Below are 16,759 nucleotides of genomic sequence, written 5' to 3' on the forward strand. Positions count from 1 at the left end.
CCGCTGGTGTGGCGATCGTATTGTAGCATGTTTTAGTCATATATGACAATATCTGCATTCACGGGTCATTCGGCCACCCAGGAACGGGCTCGGAGGGCTCAGCCCAACTCAGAAGCGGCCGAGTTTTTCGGGACGAAGTAGCTAGCGACAGCGCCACGGATAGGCCCGCTGGGCCAGCGCCAATGACCACGATCTGCGGATCCGCCACGAAATCCTCCTGCGAGGGATGGTCGTCGGTGACTGTACGCCCGGCCGGTGCTGTCGTTTCGTACCGCCGACTCGCTGCGAAGAGAAGGCGCCTCGCAGAGGCTGCCACCGAGAGGTGCGTTAATCAGCCAATCACTACCGCCAGCGCGCCGATGCTGCCGATGAGTCCCTGCGCGAGCAGGATCCAGTTGTCGACGAGACCCTTCAGCCGCGACATCGGGCGACCTCCGAACCGCGGATAACGGTCGCCCCTCCGGGCGGCTGGTCAGCGACCGGCGCGCCCCGGAGGGTACCTACACGGATCTGGGTAAGTATCCCCGCACCGTAGAGGTTGCGGTAGAGTGGAGTCCGTGGTCAAGGCGCGGGACGCGGCATGGGGCGTAGTGACAGGGCTCGCCGTCGCCCTGCTCGGCGTGCTGCCGTTTGGCTGGCCACCTTGGCTTGCCATCCTGGTGGGGTTGGCCGTGGCGCTCGCGGTGGCCGTGACATTGACTCTGGTGGAGCGCTGCAGGCGGAGCGTCATCGTGCCATCCACCGGTCCGCCGTCGTCGCGCCCGGGCTCAACGGGCATCCGCCTGCGCAATGTCCGGGGTCTGAAGTCCAGCGGCAACACCTTCGTGGGCCTCGACACCGCTTGGGACGCGGAGGATGTCGAGGACTGGGAACAGGGCGAGGACACGATCATCGCCCCCGACCCCCCGAAGCAGCCCTAACTCTGAGGGCGTCGTCGTGACGCCCCGGCGCTCACTTCGAGGCGAACGGCTCCAAGAGGTCGACGATGCGCCCGACTTCGGTGACGAGTTCGTTGAGTTTGAGCACCTCCATGGGATAACGCTCGCCGAACGCTACGCCAGCGGGAATCTGGAGGTTCACTTTCATTTGAACCTCGGTCTCGGGCGGCTCGATCCGGACAGCCCAGAGTTCTGCGTTGCGTATCGGCTGGCCGAGGGACTTGTCCCAGCGCATCTCAGCGACTCGATGGAGACCCTGGGGGGCGAAGTCGACATTCGCAGAGTTAATGCGCGAGGCGACGACCACCGTTGGATGGAGCGTCTGGTGCTTGTCGATGTTCGACATCCCGCCGAGAACCTCGATCAGCTCTGGAGTTGCTCGCTTTGGTCGTGTGTACGGCTGCAATCCCTCAATGATTGCCTGAGCCCGAGGGTCGACACCTCGAACGCATTTGGTGTAGTCAGCGACCCTTTTGGGGGGATGCGAGAAGATCGGAAACTGGTTGCGGTTGCGCTCTGGGCGGCCCTTGTTGGCGATCACCAACTCCCAGACGGTGTGATCGAGAGCGGAGCGCAGATCGTGAATGATCTCCCCCACGATGACCCCCCACATCGGCGGGGGGTCGGGGTCAGCGTCCATCCGCACGATCAGGCGGTGCCAGCCGGTATCTCGCTCGTGCTCGAAGGCAACATGACTTCGCTGCGATTCGACCCAAGCCTTGATTTCGTTCTCCAGCGCATCGCATTGGAACTTCGCCCGTTCGATCTTGAGGCGAACGCCTCGGAGCCGGGCGACCACGCGCTATCCTCCTGTCATGGCGAAGCAGGAGCCAACCGAGCAGTACACCCCGAAGGGGTTGAAGATTCCGGTCCCGACGCGGGGCGAGTTCGACGCCAATCTCGACAAGGTGCTCAAAGCACCACCCCCGCCGTCGCGCTACCGCAAGCGGTCAGGCAATCGGCCGGCAAGCCCGGTCGAGGAGTAGGCGGAACTTCGCCTCCCCGTTCGGGACGCGCTTCACACCGGTCTGACGGCGAGTGAACTCCTGATGGTTGTAGCGCCACGCGTACTCGTCCAAGTAGGACTGGAGCCACTTCGCGGAAACGGAGTGGTAGACGCCGTTGATGCCGCGCTTCACGAGCGACCAGAACCCTTCGATGGTCTGCGTATGAACGTCGCCATCCACCCACACCATCGCCGAGTGGTTCACCCGCTGATGCCCGTACCGCTTGCCCGTCCGGTCATAGGAGCGGTGCATGTCGGTGTAGACCATCGACGCGGGCAGGATGTGCATGTCGATTTCTCTGCTGAGAGTGTTGGCCGTCGCGTCCGGGACAAAGCGGACGATCACACGGCCCTGGCGCTCGACCATCCCAAAGACGGTGCGCTCGCCGATGACCGGGCCTGCTCCGCTACGGCGCTTCGGCTCGTTCGGACGGTTGCGACGGGAGCGGTTGAAGTAGGTCTCGTCCGCTTCGACCGTCCCGGAGAGGGGCGTGATCGCAGGCTCGGCCATGAGCGAGTTGCGGATGACGTTGAACATCCGCCAGGCGGTCTTGTAGGTGACGCCGAGTTCGCGTTCGAGCTGCTTCGCGGAGATGCCGCATCGGGTGCTTGTGATCAGGAACAGCGCGTAGAACCACAGGTGAAGGGAGGTCGAGGACTTGTGGAAGATCGTGCCCGCCGTTGGGTGAACGTGAAGGCCACAGGTGGTGCAAGTCCACGCGGGGCGTCCATCGCCGTTCGCGTACCGCTTGAAGGTGCGTTCGACCTTGCACTTGGGGCACGGGGCATGCTCCCCGTCCGCCGAGTATCGGGTCCGCCACAGGTGGTTGAGGCAGGCGGCATCGTCCGGGAACTGAGCCATGAACTCCATGACCGAGAAACGAGATTCGGAGGCGGTCCCGCGAGAGGGGTTCCTGCGGTTAGACATCAGCCTTCCTCTCCCTCTAGCACATGCATACGAAGGAACTTGCAGTGATTGCAGAACAACATCCCGACATTGATCGACCCGGCTCGGGTGGCTCCGATAACGGGCGCGAAGGAGGCGTGCAGCCCGACCTGCTCAGTGAGGACGGTCCACTGGTCGCGGCCGCACATGGGGCAGGGACGGTCCCCGATGCGATCACCCAACTGATCGAAGGCATTGTCGACCGGAGGATCGCCCATATCTTCGCCCAACCCCTCTCGTTCCATGAGTAGAGTGTACCACATTCCTCTACGGTGCGGGGATACTTACCCGGATCTGTGTACGTCACGCATCGGAGAGAGTCCCCTCGGCGGTGCATGTGGTGACGACAGGTATCGTCCGGTCCGGTTGACGCAAGTCAGCGCGTATCACCGAGCTGCTGCAGGACGCGAGGCTGGTTCAAGGAGATCAAGATGGCATGGGAAACTCATTGGAAGAAACACCCCACGGTGCGCAGTGGCGATCAACTCTCGCTGGGGGAGAAAGCCGCCGACAAGATGCGCAACGGCATGGGCTCATGGCCGTTCGTGTTCGCGTTCTTCGCGGTGATGATCACCTGGGCGGTGATCAACGGGATTCTGCATGTGGGCGGCGGCAATGGCTTCGATCCCTATCCATTCATCCTGCTCAACCTGTTTCTATCCATGCTCGCCGGTATTCAAGCCGCCGCCCTGCTGATTGCCGCCAAGCGCTCCGATTCGGTGGCCTCGGAAATATCGCTGCATACCGAAACCACGGCGGACGACATCAAGGCGTTGCTCCAGACCAACAACGATCTCACCAGTGCTGTGCACGACGTGGTGGTGGCGATGAAGTCGCAGACCGACATGCTCCAGGAGATCCATCGTCACGTCGAGGCGCTGTCGCCCGGTGCTGGGACCTCGACACCGCCGCGCGCGTGACGGCGTGGCGTTCGCCGTTGTGATCGAGGTCGACAACAGCCGCGAGGACCCTGAGGAAGGACGCCGCGGGCTGCGCGAGGAGCTGCTTCCGGTTCTGCGCGGACTGCCCGGGTTCCAGTCCGCTCAGCTCATGGCCGCGCACGAGCGCGGGCTGGGGTTCGCCTGCGTTGTCTTCGCGACCCGAGAGCAGGCTGAGGAGCTCGCCGGTTGGTTCACGGTCGGCGCGGTGATCCGTCCGGGGGTCACCGTGGTCCGCAACGAGGTGATCGAGGTCGTCGCCTCGGCGTGATCACCGCTTGAGCTTGCGCCAGCCGCCGGCGCGGTTGTTGGCGATGATCGCCTCGAACATCGCCTTGAGCGGCGCGGCCTTGATCCTCTCGCCCTCACGGACGGAGACCGTGCGCGCGGTCTTGTTGTCGTGGCCGGCGGTGATGATGCCGTGCGGGTCAGGGACGATGGCGCCGTCGTACAAGAAAACGTTGACGTGGTCCTTGGCGGCGAGCAACGCGCAAATGTTGCCCTGCACCACGAAGTACGGCTGGGTGCTGCGCTTGATGGTCTCGGTGACCTCGGGGTCGGCGGAGTGGATAAGGTCGCGCACCTCGCTGCAGATGCTCTGCTGCCACGTCGGAAGCGCGGCGATGAATGCGTCCACGCGCGGATCCTTCACGTAGGCGAGCAATCCGTACTCAGACATGCAGGGTGGGCCGGTAGATGAGCTCTTGGACGTTGCTGTCGATCACAGGGACAGCGTCACCTGGACTACGTCGACCAGACCGGCGGTCATCAGCGCCCAGTTCATCGACAGGCTGCCGTGCGAGCGCAACGGCATGTCAGACTCCTCCTTGAGCCGAGCGACGACGTTGACGGCGTCGCCGCTCACAACGTTCGCGTCCCCCGGCCAGTCGACAGACTGGGAACCACGGCGAAACTCATCGCCCTTGGACTCCTGGAGGCAGGCCATCACCCCGCCAACGCGAGGAGGTCGTCGACGATCCGGGGCAGCGCAGCGACCCCCAGAGAAAGATGTCCCTCGTCCTTGTGGATGTGCTTGCCTGCGCCGCGGATGTGCGCAGCCAGCCACTCGCCGTGGGCAACCGGCACCATGAGATCCCGACCGCCCTGCCACACCGCCACCGGCCGGGTGATTGCCTCGAGCTCGAAGCCCCACGGCTTCGCGAACGCGAGGTCGTCATCGCGCCAGCCGGCGATGCCCGTGGACACGGAGCGGCGAAAGCAATACGCCATGTACTCGGCGAAGTCGCCGGTCAGCGACGCCTTGTCGACGTCGGGGATCAGTCCGCCGAGCGAGGCCACGATGTCGTTCCCGTGGACTGAGGCGACCTGCCCGGCCTCCGCCTCCAGGTACGTAGTCAGCGCCGCCTCGCCCTCCAGGGTGGCGGTGAACTCCTCGACGTTCTCGGGGCCCATGCCGGCGAGCCAGTCCAGCCCCTCGGCGCCGTACGGCGCAACCCCGGCCAGCGAGACCGCCGCCGCGCAGCGCTCGGGCAGCAGGGCGGCGCATGCCAGCGCATGCGGGCCGCCTCCCGACCAGCCGATGGTGACGAAGCGGTCGGTGCCATCGGCGTCGAGGAGGGCGGCGATGTCGCTGGCGGCGTCGGCCACCGAGCGCCCATGGTGCGGCGTGGAGCCTGCGTACCCTGGCCGCGAGTACAACACCGTGCGCAGGCCGCGCTCGGCGGCGATGTCGACGAGGGGCTCGAACAGCACCGCCGCGGTGGGCGTGCCGTTCTGGAACAGCAGGGGCATGCCGTTCTCTGGCCCGCCGCTGACGGTCTCGAGAACGCGTCCGTCGGGGAGCTCGACGTGCCGGAAGGGAGGCTCGGCAAGCATCGACTGAGTTGTAGCACTGCGTCGTGACACACTGCTCGCATGGGTGTAGCCGGCACGACCACCGCGGCCGACGCCTTTCTCCGCTACGTCAACCTCAGCTCTGTCGCCGGGGTCGAGCCAATCGCCGTCGACCACGGCAGCGGGGCCGAGCTGTGGGACGTCGACGGGCGGCGCTACCTTGACTGCTTCGCCGGCATCTCGGTGGTGAGCACAGGCCATTCGCACCCCCGAGTTGTGGCCGCGGCCCGCGAGCAGATGGAGCGGTTCATCCACTGCGGGACGTATCTGTACCAGGTGCCCGTGGTCGGGACCCTCGCCGAGCGCCTCGCGCAGGTGACCCCAGGCCGGCTGGAGAAGACGTTCTTCTCGAACAGCGGCGCCGAGGCCGTCGAGGGAGCGATGCGGCTGGCCCGCGCCTACTCCGGGAAGACCGAGTTCATCGCCTTGGAGACGGGGTTCCACGGGCGCACCAATGCCACGCTCGCGGTCACCGGCAATCGCAAGCGCAAGCACCACGGCGGACCGTACCTCGGCGGTGTCGCGTTCGCCCCCGCCCCGCACCCGACGCGCTGCCGCGTCTGCGGCGGAGGCTGCACGCTGCGCTGCGCAGATGCGGTCGAGGATGTCATCAACTACCAGACCTCTGGGAACGTCGCCGCGTTCATCGCCGAGCCCGTGCTCGGGGAGGCCGGCATCGTGGTGCCGCACCCGGAGTACTTCGCACGCGTCAAGGAGATCCTCGACCGCCACGGCATCCTGTTCATCGTCGACGAGGTGCAGACCGGCTTCGGTCGCACCGGCAGGATGTTCGGCATCGAGCACTACGGCGTCGAGCCGGACATCATGACCGTGGCCAAGGGCATCGCCAGCGGCTTCCCGCTCGGCGGCTTCATCGCCCGTCCCGAGATCGCCGAGTCCTTCCAGCCCGGGGAGCACCTCTCGACCTTCGGCGGCAACCCGGTGGCGTGCGCGGCGGCGGTGGCCACGCTCGACGTCATCGCCGACGAATCGCTCTGCGAGAACAGCGCGCGTCTCGGCGAGTGGATGCTCGGCCATCTCGAGCAGCTCGGCGCAACCCATCCCGTCATCGGCGAGGTGCGTGGCAAGGGGCTGATGATCGGCGTCGAGCTGGTCGAGAGCCGCGAGAGCATGGCGCCGGCGGCGCAGCGCGCGGTCCAGGTGCGCGCCGCGTGCCGTGAACGCGGCCTGATCGTGGGCATCGGGGGATTCTTCGGCAACGTCGTGCGCATCCAGCCGCCGTTGGTGATCACCGAGGCGCAGCTCGACTCCGCGGTCGGCGTCCTCGACGAGGCGCTGCGCGCCACCGCATGAAGCAGATCGCGCACTGGGTGGGCGGCGCGTCCACCCCGGCCACATCGGGGCGAACTTCCCCGGTGTACAACCCCGCAACGGGCGCGCAAACAGCCACCGTCGAGCTGGCCTCGGCGGCCGACCTCGACGCCGCCGTTGAGACCGCGCTCAGCGCATTCCCGGAGTGGCGCGCCACGCCACTCTCACGGCGCGCCGAGATCCTCTTCCGATTTCGCGACCTCGTTGACAGCCACCGCGACGACATCGCCAGCCTGATCACCGCGGAGCACGGCAAGGTGCACTCGGACGCGCTCGGCGAGGTGGCCCGCGGCCTCGAGAACGTGGAGTTCTCCTGCGGTGTGCCCAACCTCCTCAAGGGCGGTTTCTCCGAGCAGGCGTCGACGGGAGTCGACGTGTACTCCATCCTCCAGCCGCTCGGCGTGGTCGCCGGCATCACCCCGTTCAACTTCCCGGCGATGGTGCCGATGTGGATGTTCAGCAACGCCATCGCGTGCGGCAACTGCTTCATCCTCAAGCCCAGCGAGAAGGACCCTTCGCCGTCCCTGCTCTTCGCCGAGCTCTGGCAGCGGGCGGGCCTCCCCGCCGGCGTGTTCTCGGTGGTGCAGGGCGACCGCGAGGCAGTCGACCGCATCCTCGAGCACCCCGACATCAGCGCGGTGTCGTTCGTGGGTTCGACGCCGATCGCCCGCCACGTGTACGAGACCGCCACGCGTCACGGCAAGCGCGTCCAGGCGCTCGGCGGCGCCAAGAACCACATGGTGGTGCTGCCCGACGCCGACGTCGAGATGGCCGCCGACGCCGCCGTCTCGGCGGGGTACGGCTCCGCCGGGGAGCGCTGCATGGCCGTGTCGGCGGTGGTCGCGGTGGGTGACGTCGCCGATCGCCTGGTGGCGGCGATCGCCAAGCGCATCCCGTCGGTGACCATCGGTCCCGGCGACGACCCCGCCTCGCAGATGGGCCCGCTGGTGACCCGCGAGCACCGCGACCGGGTGGCGTCGTACCTGGAGGACGCCGCGCTCGGCGGCGCCGAGATCGTCGTCGACGGTCGCCGCCAGACGTTCGAGGGCGACGGCTTCTTCCTCGGCGCCTCGCTCGTCGACTCGGTGCGTCCCGGCAGCAGGGTGTACGACGACGAGATCTTCGGGCCGGTGCTGGCGGTGCTCCGCGTCGCCACCTACGAGGACGCGGTGCGCCTGGTCAACGACAACCCATACGGCAACGGGGTGGCCATCTTCACCCGCGACGGTGGCGCGGCCCGCCGTTTCCAGTTCGAGGTGCAGGCGGGGATGGTGGGGGTCAACGTGCCCATCCCCGTCCCGGTTGCGTACTACAGCTTCGGCGGCTGGAAGTCGTCGCTCTTCGGCGACACGCACATGTACGGGCCTGAGGGCATCCACTTCTACACGCGGTCGAAGGTGGTCACCTCGCGCTGGCCCGACCCCAGCACCAGCACCATAGACCTGGGGTTCCCGCAGAACCGCTGAAGCCGGCCCTACCCGGGACCGGGCCGACTCGCGGCCGACACCTTGCTAGTTGTAATCTTGTAATCGCCGGCCCCAAGCCATCTGAGCGGAGAAGAGAATGGCTGTCGCGAGCCCAACTCGCACGAAGCGCGAGGTCAATCCGTGGGTGATCCTCACCCTCGTCTGCATGGCCCAGTTCATGGTCATCCTCGACGCCACTGTGGTCAACGTCGCCCTGCCGTCAATCAAACGGGGGCTCAACTTCTCCGACACCGACCTGCAGTGGATCGTCAACGGCTACACCCTCACGTTCGGCGGCTTCCTGCTCCTCGGCGGCCGCGCCGGCGACCTCTTCGGCCGCCAACGCATTTTCCTCGCCGGGCTGGTGATCTTCTCAGTGGCATCCCTGGTCAATGGCCTCGCCCAGTCGCCGACCATGCTGATCATCGGCCGCGCCGTGCAGGGCTTCGGCGGCGCGCTGATCTCTCCCGCCGCGCTCTCGATCATCACCACCACTTTCGAGGAGGGTGAGCGGCGCAACCGCGCGCTGGGAGTGTGGAGCGCGATCGCCGCCAGCGGGGCCGCGTTCGGACTCCTGATCGGTGGAGCGCTCACGCAGGCGATCAGCTGGCGCTGGGCGTTCTTCATCAACGTGCCGGTGGCCGCCATCACCATCGTGCTGTCGTGGCGGCTGGTTCCCGACACCAGGGTGCGCGGGGACCGCGGCTTCGACATCCTCGGCGCGGTGCTGGTCACCGGCGGCCTGATGTCGATCGTCTACGCGCTCGCCAAGGCGGCCAACCCGGCGGAGGGGTGGACCTCGGGTACCGTGCTGGCGTTTGGTGGCGCCGGCGTCGCGCTGTTGGTGCTGTTCCTGATGAGGGAGGCGCGATTCCGAGCGCCATTGGTGCGGCTCAGCATCTTCAGGATCCGCTCGCTCAGCGCCGCCAACAGCGCCATGCTGCTCGTCGCCGGCGGCATGTTCGCGATGTTCTACTTCGCTGGCCTGTACGTGCAGATCGTGCTCGGCTACTCACCCTTCACAGCCGGGCTCGCCTTCCTCCCCGTGTGCCTTGGCATCGGGGTCGGCGCCGGCGTCGCCTCGCAGGCGGTGAAGAGCATCGACGTACGCTACGTCGGGATCGCCGGGATGCTCATCGCGGCCGCAGGCTTCTTCCTGCTGCAGCGCATCAGCCTGGGCAGCGGCTACGTCGACGTGCTGCTGCCGGCCTGATCGTCATGTCGGTGGGCATGGGACTGACGTTCGTGCCGCTCACATTGGTGGCCACCACCACCGTGCGCGCCGACGACGCCGGCCTGGCGTCCGGGTTGCTCAACACCTCGCAGCAGGTCGGCGGCTCGCTGGGCCTCGCCGTGCTGGCGACGCTGGCAGTGAGCCAGACCACCAGCTTCTTCCGCACCCTCGGGCACCGCCCGTCGACGCAGGACACCTTCGCTGCGCTCATCCAGGGGTACCGGGTCGCCTTCCTGGCCGGGGCCATCCTTCTCGCGGCTGGGGCGGTGATTGTGGCTCTGTTCCTGCGCCGTTCCGATGTCGCCGGCATCGCCGCCGCGGGCGGAGCGTCGCTGACCGACGCTGTCCCGGAGGCTGTCGCTTCGAGCTAGGCCGCCGGCTCTCCCGGGTCGGAGTCGGAGCGGTGCGTGTAGCGCACGCCCGCCTTGAGCATGCGCCGGTACACCTTTTCCCATGTGTTCCAGAGGCTGAGGTCCAGGCTGCCATCGTCAGTCTTGCGCAGGTGGTTGATGAGCCAGTGGTTGTCCAGCCAGGACTCGACCAACCACGGTCCCAGGGTGCCGCGGAACACGCGCTCGTCGAAGAGGCCGTTGACGTACACCTGGCTGGTCTCCTCCCAGAAGTTGAGAACGCGCCAGAGCTGGTCCTGCTGGTAGTCGCTGAGGCGGTGGTAGCGGGCCACGCCGTGGGCGATGGTCTCGCCGTCGCGCAGCAGCACGATGCCGTTCGCCCAGGTGAGCAGCTGCGAGAACGAGTCACGGTCGTGGCGCTCGAGGTAGCGGAATACCGCCTCCTGGCGCGCGATTCGCCGGCTGACCCGGAAGATGACCACCGGGACGATGACCGCGCCGAGAAGGAGAATCACCGCTGAACCCACCTGCGACCAGGTGGCGAACGACTGCCGCAACGTCTCGCTCACCGACCAAGCATGCCGACTCGGTACCGCCCGAGCCAACGTCGTCAGCGCGCGGGCAGCGCCTCGTCGATGGCGTCGAGCAGGTCGCGGACCTTGATCGGCTTGGTGAGGAATGCCGCGGCGCCGAGCGCACGCATCCGTGGCGGGTTGCGGTCGCTGACGTCGGCGCTGAGCATGATCACCGGGATGTCCCTGGTGCGCTCGCCGGCCTTGAGCCTGCGCAGCACCTCGTCGCCGTCGATGTCGGGAAGGTGGAGGTCGAGCAGCACCAGGTCGGGGTGATGCTGGGTGGCTATGTCGATCGCCAGGCCGCCCTGCATCAGCGGGATGACTCGCAGCGCGGGGCGGTGCTGCAGGGTGCGCTCCACCAGCTCCAGGCTGGCGAGGTTGTCCTCGACGTACAGCAGGGTGCGGGTGGGGACGACGGCCGCGCCGGCAGGCACTGTGTGGGGCTGGCCCGGCGCCGCGGCGGCGTGCGCGAACTCGAGCCAGAACGTCGAGCCTGCGCCGGGCTCGGAGTCGACGCCGATGGTCCCCTCCATGAGCTCGACGAGGTGCTTGCTCAGGGCCAGCCCGAGGCCGGTGCCCTCGATGGTGGTGCGCTCGGCGCCGAGCCGGTCGAACGGCTGGAACAGACGCGGCAGCAGGTCGGACGCGATGCCGGGGCCGGTGTCCTTGACGGTGATGCGGACGCGCTCGCCGTCGACGCGCCGTGCGCACACGTCGATGTGGCCGCCCTCGCGGTTGTACTTGACCGCGTTGGTGAGCAGGTTGAGCACGACCTGCTTGAGCCGCTGCGGGTCGGCGTTGACGCGCTCGCCGCTCGGCTCGCGGTGCACTGCGACGCGCCGCTGCCCGGCGGAGAGCGCGACCAGCTCCACGCATTCGGTGACCACCTCGTCGACGCCGACCGGCTCGAGCGCGAGCTCCTCCCGGCCGGACTCGATCTTGGAGATGGCGAGCAGCTCATCGATCATCCGGAGCAGGTGATCTGCGGCCTTGAGCACCGTGGCGATCGACGCCTGCTGGTCGGGCCGCGGGTCCTCCAGCTCGAGCAGTCCGGCGAACCCCAGGATGACCGTGAGCGGGGTGCGCAGCTCGTGGCTGACCCGCGAAAGGTACTCGCTCTTGGCCTGGCTCGCCGCCTCCGCCTCGGCCAGCGCTGCGACCACTGCCGTCTCGGCGCGGCGCAGCTCGTCCACGTCCCCGAGCGCCGCGCGGGCGATCGCGGCGCGATGCACGCTCGTCGCCGCCACGCTGCCGGCCAGTGCCACCACTACCAGCACGACGCTCTGCGAGCCGAAGGTGACGGCGGTGACATCGCCGAGAACCAGCGCGAGCAGACGCAGGAGGAGTGCCAGCACCGTGATGGCCAGCGTCCAGCGCCGCGACAGGAACCAGGCGACGACGAGCACGGGGATGGCGCCCAGCGCGCCGATCGTGCCGGCCCCGGTGGTGGCGTAGTCACCCAGGAACACCCCGACCACGGCGGCGACGCAGGCGACGGACAGCACCGCTTTGCCCCGCCGTCCCCACGACGGCCACGGCATCGGCAGCTCGGACCACTCGTGCGACTTACCGGCGGCTGCACACATGCCCTCAGGCTACAGGCAGCGAACCGGGCTCATCGATGGACAGGAATGTTGTGACCGGCTGTTATCGTCGCGCGATGCAGGCTGGGGGCCGGGCGTGAAAGCGCTCGAATGGCTGGGATTCGCCGCCGGGCTGCTGCTCGTGCTGGCGACCTGGGGGAGCGTGCTCGAGACCACCATCGTGCCGCGCGGGAACCGCTCGGGACTGAGCGCGCTCATCCTCCACCTGGTCAACCTGCCGGTGCGCGTCATCGCCTCGCGTGTCCACGATTTCGAGGCCCGTGACCGCCTGCTCGCCTACGCCGCGGCCGGCGACCTGGTGTCCACGCTGCTGGTGTGGCTGCTGCTGTTCTTCGTGGGCTACGCGTTGATGCTCTGGCCCTCGGCGCTGGACCTCGGCGACGCGTTCCGGACGGCGGGGTCATCGATGCTGACGCTCGGTATCGCCGCGCCTCACGGCAGCGTGTCCACCGCGGTCGTGTACCTGGCGGCGCTCACCGGGCTGGTGGTGATCGCGCTGCAGATCGCCTACCTGCCGGTGCTGTACTCGGCGTACAACCGCCGCGAGACGCTGGTGACCATGCTGGAGGGTCTCGCCGGCACACCGGGCTGGGGTCCGATGATCCTGGTTCGCTCCGCGGCGGTCGACAACCTCGATGGCTTGGGCGACATGTACGACCGCTGGATGCAGTGGGCGGCCGATGTCGCTGAGAGTCACTCCGCCTACGTGGTGCTCATGTACTTCCGATCGCCCACCGCGCGCCGTTCCTGGGTGATCTCGCTCCTCTCCATCCTCGACGCCGCCGCCATGCACCTCGCGCTCTGCCCCATCAGCGCACCGGGGCCGGCACGCAATCTCATGCGCATCGGCTATCTGGCATTCCGCCAGCTCGCCGCCACCATGGGCGAGCCGGTGAATCACGACCCGAGCCCGGACGACGACATTCAGCTGCAGTTCGAGGAGTTTTTCATGGCCTGCGAGCGCCTCCGCAGTTCCGGGATGGAGTTCGAGCGTGAGCCGGAGCAGGCGTGGCCGCACTTCAAGGGGTGGCGGGTCAACTACGAGGCCGCGGCGTACGCGCTGGCGGCCGACCTCGACGTGGTGCCGGCGCTGTGGTCGGGACCGCGTCTCCGACCCGGCCCGCCCCTGCCACCGATGGCGCCGGTCGACAGGGTCTCCCTGGGCGTGGAGGTGGCCGAGGTGCGGCGCATCGGGGCGCTGCGCCGCCAGCGGCGGGCGGAGCTACAGCGCGCCGGCCAGGCACAGGACGATCGCTCCCCGCATGAGCAGGACCCCGACTCCTAGCGGCGCTTCAGCGCCCCGGCTCCAGCTGTTTGACCAGCCGCTCAAGGTTGGCGCGCAACGCCGTCTCGAGCTGCTGGATGAGGGCGTACAGCCCCGTGGCGGTGTCACGCGTGCTTCCGTTGAGATGCTCGAGGGCGCCGTGGAGCAGTGGGATGGCGCCGACGGGGGCTGGTGGCGAGGGCGCCGGGGACGGTGCGACCGGGATTGCCGCAGCGCCGGCGTGCGGCGAGGGAGACGGCGGTGCCGCGATCGGCCACACCGCCGGGGTGACCGCGACGTTGTGCGTGGTGAGCAGCTGCACGCCGCCCCACACGGTCACGACGACCGCCAGCGGGATGAGCAAGCGCGAGGACAGCAGTCGCATGGAACGGCGCACCTCCGAACCGCGCCGCCCCTCCGCCGCCGTTGACCCGGCCACGAAAGTATACACAGATCTGTGGTAGTGCGCGAGTCTCCTACGCGGCGAGCGGCGTGTGCTCGGCGGGGACCACCTCGGCGGCAGACGGCGGCGGTGGCGGGGTGCCGTCGCCGAAGGGACGGCCGCCGAGCGACTCGCGGCCGTGGGGGGTGAGCCAGTTGTCGAGGTCGGGTCCCGCAGGGATGATCCCGGTCGGATTGATGTCGCGCTGCACCACGTAGTAGTGGCGCTTGATGTGGTCGAAGTCGATGGTGTCGCCGAAGCCGGGTGTCTGGAAGAGGTCGCGCATGTAGGCCCAGAGCACCGGCATCTCGCTGAGCTTCTGACGGTTGCACTTGAAATGGCTGTGGTAGACGGGGTCGAAGCGCACCAGCGTGGTGAACAGGCGCACGTCGGCCTCAGTGATCGTCTCGCCCATGAGGAAGCGCTGCCGCTGCAGCCGTTCTGAGAGCCAGTCGAGGCGGTGGAAGAGGCGCTGGTACGCCTTCTCGTACGCATCCTGCGTGCCCGCGAAGCCGCAGCGGTACACGCCGTTGTTGACGTCGCCGAAGATGATGCGCATCAGCCGGTCCATCTCCTCGCGCATCGCCTCCGGGTAGAGGTCGGGCGCGTCGGGACGGACGTGCTCGCGCCACTCCGTCTCGAGGTCGAGCGTGATCTGATGGAAGTCATTGGTGACCACCTCGCCGGTGGGGACGTCGACGATGGCCGGGACGGTGATGCCGCGGTCGTAGCCGGGAAACCGCTTGAAGTACGCCTCCCGGATTCGCTCGATGCCGAGTACCGGGTCGCGGCCACCCGGGTCGAGGTCGAACGTCCAGCTGCGCACGTCGTGGGTGGGACCGGCCACGCCCATGGAGAGCACCGTGTCGAGCCCGAGCAGGCGGCGCACGATGATCGAGCGGTTGGCCCACGGGCAGGCGCGGCTGACGATGAGGCGGTAGCGGCCGGGCTCCACGGGATAGCCGTCGCGGCCGTCGGCGGTGATCCTGGTGGTGATGAACCGCTCGTCGCGGCTGAACTCGCCACCCTGGCTGACGTGCGTGCCGCCGGTGTCGTCAGCCATCGCCGTCATGCTAGCAACGAGCGCCGCCGCGGCCGCACGATGTGCCAGCCTGTGCTCGTGCCCGCGTCGCGCGCCATCAGACTCCTGTGCGCCGGTGCCGCCGCGCTGAGCGTGGTCGCGTGCGGCTCGACAGCGACTCCCAGCCCGTCGACGACAGCATCCGCGCAGGCGTCGGCGAGCGCCACGTCCGCTGCCACCGCGTCCGCGATCGCCGATCTCTGCGCCGTGGCGCCGCAGTCGCCGCCGGCGAGCGGCTTCGCCGCCAACTTCGTGACCGCGCTCGCGTTCGCTCCAGACGGACGCCTCTTCTACACGGAGCGCGCCGGCGCCGTGAAGGTGTGGCAGAACGGCGCAGCGAAGACCTTTGCGACGGTCGCGGTGGCGTCCGACGGTGAACGCGGGTTGCTCGGGCTGGCGATCAGCCCGACCTTCAGTAGCGACCGCTTCGTCTATGCGTTCTACTCGGACACCAATCACACGCAGCAACACGTCGTCCGCTGGAAGGACTGTGCCGGCGTGGGCACCGGGGCCACCGCGCTGGTGACCCTGCCGTCGGGCTCGGACTGCTGCCACAAGGGGGGCCGGGTGGTCTTCGGCAAGGACGGGATGCTCTACGTCACGCTTGGCGAGGAACACACCGCCGGAGCTGCCCAGGACACCGCCGACCCGCGCGGCAAGATCCTCCGCTACAAGCCGGACGGCAGCATCCCGGCCGACAACCCGTTCGGCCCTACCGACCCGGTGTGGGCGTACGGGCTGCGCAACCCGTTCGGGATCGCGGTGTCGGCGAGCGGCCAGGTGGCGGTGACCAACAACGGGCCTTCCGGGGACGTCGGCAGCCCGTCCAGCGGGTACGACACGCTGATCCTCTCGGTGACCCGCGGCGCCGGCTACCAGTGGCCGCTCTGCTACGGCTACTCGCACCCGCTCGCCGGGCCCGCCGGCTGCGGCGGGCGGACCGCGCCCGACTGGAGCAGCGAATCGGCCACCGTGGTGCCCACCGGGGTGGCGTTCATCGACAGCTCGGCCCCGCCGCCGTATGCCGGCCACGTCGTGTTCTGCACGTACGACGCTGGCATGCGCATTGCCACGCCGGGTAGCCCGCACGCCGCGGTGACCAGCGGACCCTCGCAGTGCAAGCTGGCCGTTGTGGAGGGGCCGGACCACGCGCTGTACATGTCCGACGCCTCCCACGTCTACCGGCTCGGCTGACGCAAGCGCGCGACCACGCGTGACGCCCTCGTCAGGGCCGCGCGTGCGCGAAGAATGCGATGATGGGGAGCGTCACAACCCGAATCGTCATCGCGGTGCGACCATTTCACACCGTGACCGGAAGTTCTTCACGCAGTGCCTGACAGCGTCCCTCTGACCCTCCCAGCGATGGGCGAATCCGTCACCGAGGGCACCATCTCCCGCTGGCTCAAGGCCGTCGGTGACAGCGTCGCCGAGGGCGAATCAGTGGTCGAGGTCACCACCGACAAGGTGGACGTCGAGGTGCCCTCACCAGCCGAGGGGACCCTGGAGGCCATCGTCGCCCAGGAGGGCGACACCGTCACCGTCGGGGCCACGCTGGCCACCATCGCGGCCGGGACCAACGGCGCCACCGCGACGCCGGCCGTCGCCAACGGGGCCACGGCGGCGGCCAGCAACGGGTCGGCCGAGGCCCCCGCGCCCGCCGCCACGCCGAAAGCCCAGGCAGAGCCTGAAGTGCCTGAGGCCGAACAACCGCCCGCGCGGCCCGCGCAGC

General features: G+C 68.3%; 20 protein-coding genes and 1 pseudogene. 12 read left to right on the forward strand and 9 right to left on the reverse strand.

Translation table 11 applies throughout. The features are described 5' to 3' along the window. The first annotated feature begins 548 nt into the window (after positions 1-548). Positions 549-920 carry a hypothetical protein gene (locus JF886_RS06445; RefSeq protein ID WP_337310736.1) on the forward strand — a complete coding sequence of 124 codons (372 nt, stop codon included), beginning with the start codon at positions 549-551 and terminating at the stop codon, positions 918-920. A gap of 31 nt (positions 921-951) precedes the next feature. On the opposite strand, the gene JF886_RS06450 is transcribed toward JF886_RS06445, so the two are convergent. Then, the gene (locus JF886_RS06450; RefSeq protein WP_337310738.1) at positions 952-1,737 is read right to left on the reverse strand and encodes a hypothetical protein; all 786 of its coding nucleotides are present in this window, start codon (positions 1,735-1,737) and stop codon (positions 952-954) included. Between the two features lie 16 nt (positions 1,738-1,753). On the opposite strand from JF886_RS06450, the gene JF886_RS06455 reads away from it, so the two are divergent. After that, complete coding sequence (locus tag JF886_RS06455; protein WP_337310739.1) at positions 1,754-1,924, forward strand: hypothetical protein; 171 nt, start codon at positions 1,754-1,756, stop codon at positions 1,922-1,924. Here JF886_RS06455 and JF886_RS06460 read toward each other — a convergent pair. Further along, complete coding sequence (locus tag JF886_RS06460) at positions 1,889-2,815, reverse strand: IS1595 family transposase (protein WP_337310741.1); 927 nt, start codon at positions 2,813-2,815, stop codon at positions 1,889-1,891. The genes JF886_RS06455 and JF886_RS06460 overlap by 36 nt on opposite strands. Positions 2,816-2,895: 80 nt before the next feature. On the opposite strand from JF886_RS06460, the gene JF886_RS06465 reads away from it, so the two are divergent. The 3 genes from JF886_RS06465 to JF886_RS06475 all read left to right on the forward strand — a co-directional run bounded on the left by JF886_RS06465 (position 2,896) and on the right by JF886_RS06475 (position 4,099). After that, positions 2,896-3,141 (forward strand): hypothetical protein, encoded by a 246-nt coding sequence (locus JF886_RS06465; RefSeq protein ID WP_337310743.1) that lies wholly within the window; start codon positions 2,896-2,898, stop codon positions 3,139-3,141. A 216-nt stretch (positions 3,142-3,357) separates the two neighbouring features. Further along, complete coding sequence (locus JF886_RS06470) at positions 3,358-3,810, forward strand: DUF1003 domain-containing protein (RefSeq protein WP_337310745.1); 453 nt, start codon at positions 3,358-3,360, stop codon at positions 3,808-3,810. Between the two features lie 4 nt (positions 3,811-3,814). Beyond that, complete coding sequence (locus JF886_RS06475) at positions 3,815-4,099, forward strand: RNA-binding protein (protein ID WP_337310747.1); 285 nt, start codon at positions 3,815-3,817, stop codon at positions 4,097-4,099. Here the strand turns inward: JF886_RS06475 and JF886_RS06480 are convergent, their stop codons facing one another. The 3 genes and pseudogenes from JF886_RS06480 to JF886_RS06490 all read right to left on the reverse strand — a co-directional run bounded on the left by JF886_RS06480 (position 4,100) and on the right by JF886_RS06490 (position 5,664). After that, a complete protein-coding gene (locus JF886_RS06480) occupies positions 4,100-4,507 on the reverse strand; it encodes a DUF1801 domain-containing protein (RefSeq protein ID WP_337310748.1) in 408 nt (135 codons plus the stop codon). Next, positions 4,500-4,720: pseudogene (locus JF886_RS06485) on the reverse strand (dihydrofolate reductase family protein); the annotation flags it as partial. The gene JF886_RS06480 and the pseudogene JF886_RS06485, both read right to left, overlap by 8 nt. Before the next feature lie 53 nt (positions 4,721-4,773). After that, positions 4,774-5,664: an alpha/beta fold hydrolase gene (locus JF886_RS06490; protein ID WP_337310750.1), complete on the reverse strand. Its 891-nt coding sequence runs from the start codon at positions 5,662-5,664 to the stop codon at positions 4,774-4,776. A gap of 39 nt (positions 5,665-5,703) precedes the next feature. On the opposite strand from JF886_RS06490, the gene JF886_RS06495 reads away from it, so the two are divergent. The 4 genes from JF886_RS06495 to JF886_RS06510 all read left to right on the forward strand — a co-directional run bounded on the left by JF886_RS06495 (position 5,704) and on the right by JF886_RS06510 (position 10,085). Beyond that, on the forward strand, positions 5,704-6,996 hold the full coding sequence (locus JF886_RS06495; protein ID WP_337310752.1) for an aspartate aminotransferase family protein: 1,293 nt from the start codon (positions 5,704-5,706) through the stop codon (positions 6,994-6,996). Then, positions 6,993-8,480: a CoA-acylating methylmalonate-semialdehyde dehydrogenase gene (locus tag JF886_RS06500; protein ID WP_337310755.1), complete on the forward strand. Its 1,488-nt coding sequence runs from the start codon at positions 6,993-6,995 to the stop codon at positions 8,478-8,480. The genes JF886_RS06495 and JF886_RS06500 overlap by 4 nt, the downstream gene beginning before the upstream one ends. Positions 8,481-8,577: 97 nt before the next feature. Beyond that, on the forward strand, positions 8,578-9,693 hold the full coding sequence (locus JF886_RS06505; protein ID WP_337310757.1) for an MFS transporter: 1,116 nt from the start codon (positions 8,578-8,580) through the stop codon (positions 9,691-9,693). 17 nt (positions 9,694-9,710) lie between these two features. Beyond that, positions 9,711-10,085: an MFS transporter gene (locus JF886_RS06510; protein ID WP_337310759.1), complete on the forward strand. Its 375-nt coding sequence runs from the start codon at positions 9,711-9,713 to the stop codon at positions 10,083-10,085. Here JF886_RS06510 and JF886_RS06515 read toward each other — a convergent pair. Then, complete coding sequence (locus tag JF886_RS06515) at positions 10,082-10,633, reverse strand: DUF4760 domain-containing protein (protein ID WP_337310761.1); 552 nt, start codon at positions 10,631-10,633, stop codon at positions 10,082-10,084. The two genes, JF886_RS06510 and JF886_RS06515, sit on opposite strands and share 4 nt — an antisense overlap. A gap of 41 nt (positions 10,634-10,674) precedes the next feature. After that, positions 10,675-12,225, reverse strand: coding sequence for a hybrid sensor histidine kinase/response regulator (locus tag JF886_RS06520; protein WP_337310763.1), 1,551 nt, complete (start codon positions 12,223-12,225; stop codon positions 10,675-10,677). Positions 12,226-12,319: 94 nt separating this feature from the next. On the opposite strand from JF886_RS06520, the gene JF886_RS06525 reads away from it, so the two are divergent. Beyond that, entirely contained in the window at positions 12,320-13,528 is a 1,209-nt protein-coding gene (locus JF886_RS06525; RefSeq protein ID WP_337310765.1) for a hypothetical protein, read from the forward strand. A gap of 7 nt (positions 13,529-13,535) precedes the next feature. On the opposite strand, the gene JF886_RS06530 is transcribed toward JF886_RS06525, so the two are convergent. Both JF886_RS06530 and JF886_RS06535 read right to left on the reverse strand, forming a co-directional pair. Continuing rightward, positions 13,536-13,946 carry a hypothetical protein gene (locus tag JF886_RS06530; protein WP_337310768.1) on the reverse strand — a complete coding sequence of 137 codons (411 nt, stop codon included), beginning with the start codon at positions 13,944-13,946 and terminating at the stop codon, positions 13,536-13,538. Positions 13,947-13,983: 37 nt separating this feature from the next. Next, positions 13,984-15,012 carry a glutathione S-transferase family protein gene (locus JF886_RS06535; protein ID WP_337310770.1) on the reverse strand — a complete coding sequence of 343 codons (1,029 nt, stop codon included), beginning with the start codon at positions 15,010-15,012 and terminating at the stop codon, positions 13,984-13,986. A gap of 51 nt (positions 15,013-15,063) precedes the next feature. On the opposite strand from JF886_RS06535, the gene JF886_RS06540 reads away from it, so the two are divergent. Together JF886_RS06540 and JF886_RS06545 are read left to right on the forward strand one after the other, a co-directional pair. Further along, positions 15,064-16,224, forward strand: coding sequence for a PQQ-dependent sugar dehydrogenase (locus JF886_RS06540; protein ID WP_337310772.1), 1,161 nt, complete (start codon positions 15,064-15,066; stop codon positions 16,222-16,224). 168 nt (positions 16,225-16,392) lie between these two features. Continuing rightward, positions 16,393-16,759, forward strand: a 367-nt coding sequence (locus JF886_RS06545) for a biotin/lipoyl-containing protein (RefSeq protein ID WP_337310774.1), incomplete at its 3' end; no start/stop codon positions are given.

Origin of the sequence: Candidatus Aeolococcus gillhamiae, from assembly GCF_016464765.1 — a bacterium.
In the GTDB taxonomy this organism is placed as follows: domain Bacteria; phylum Chloroflexota; class Dormibacteria; order Aeolococcales; family Aeolococcaceae; genus Aeolococcus; species Aeolococcus gillhamiae.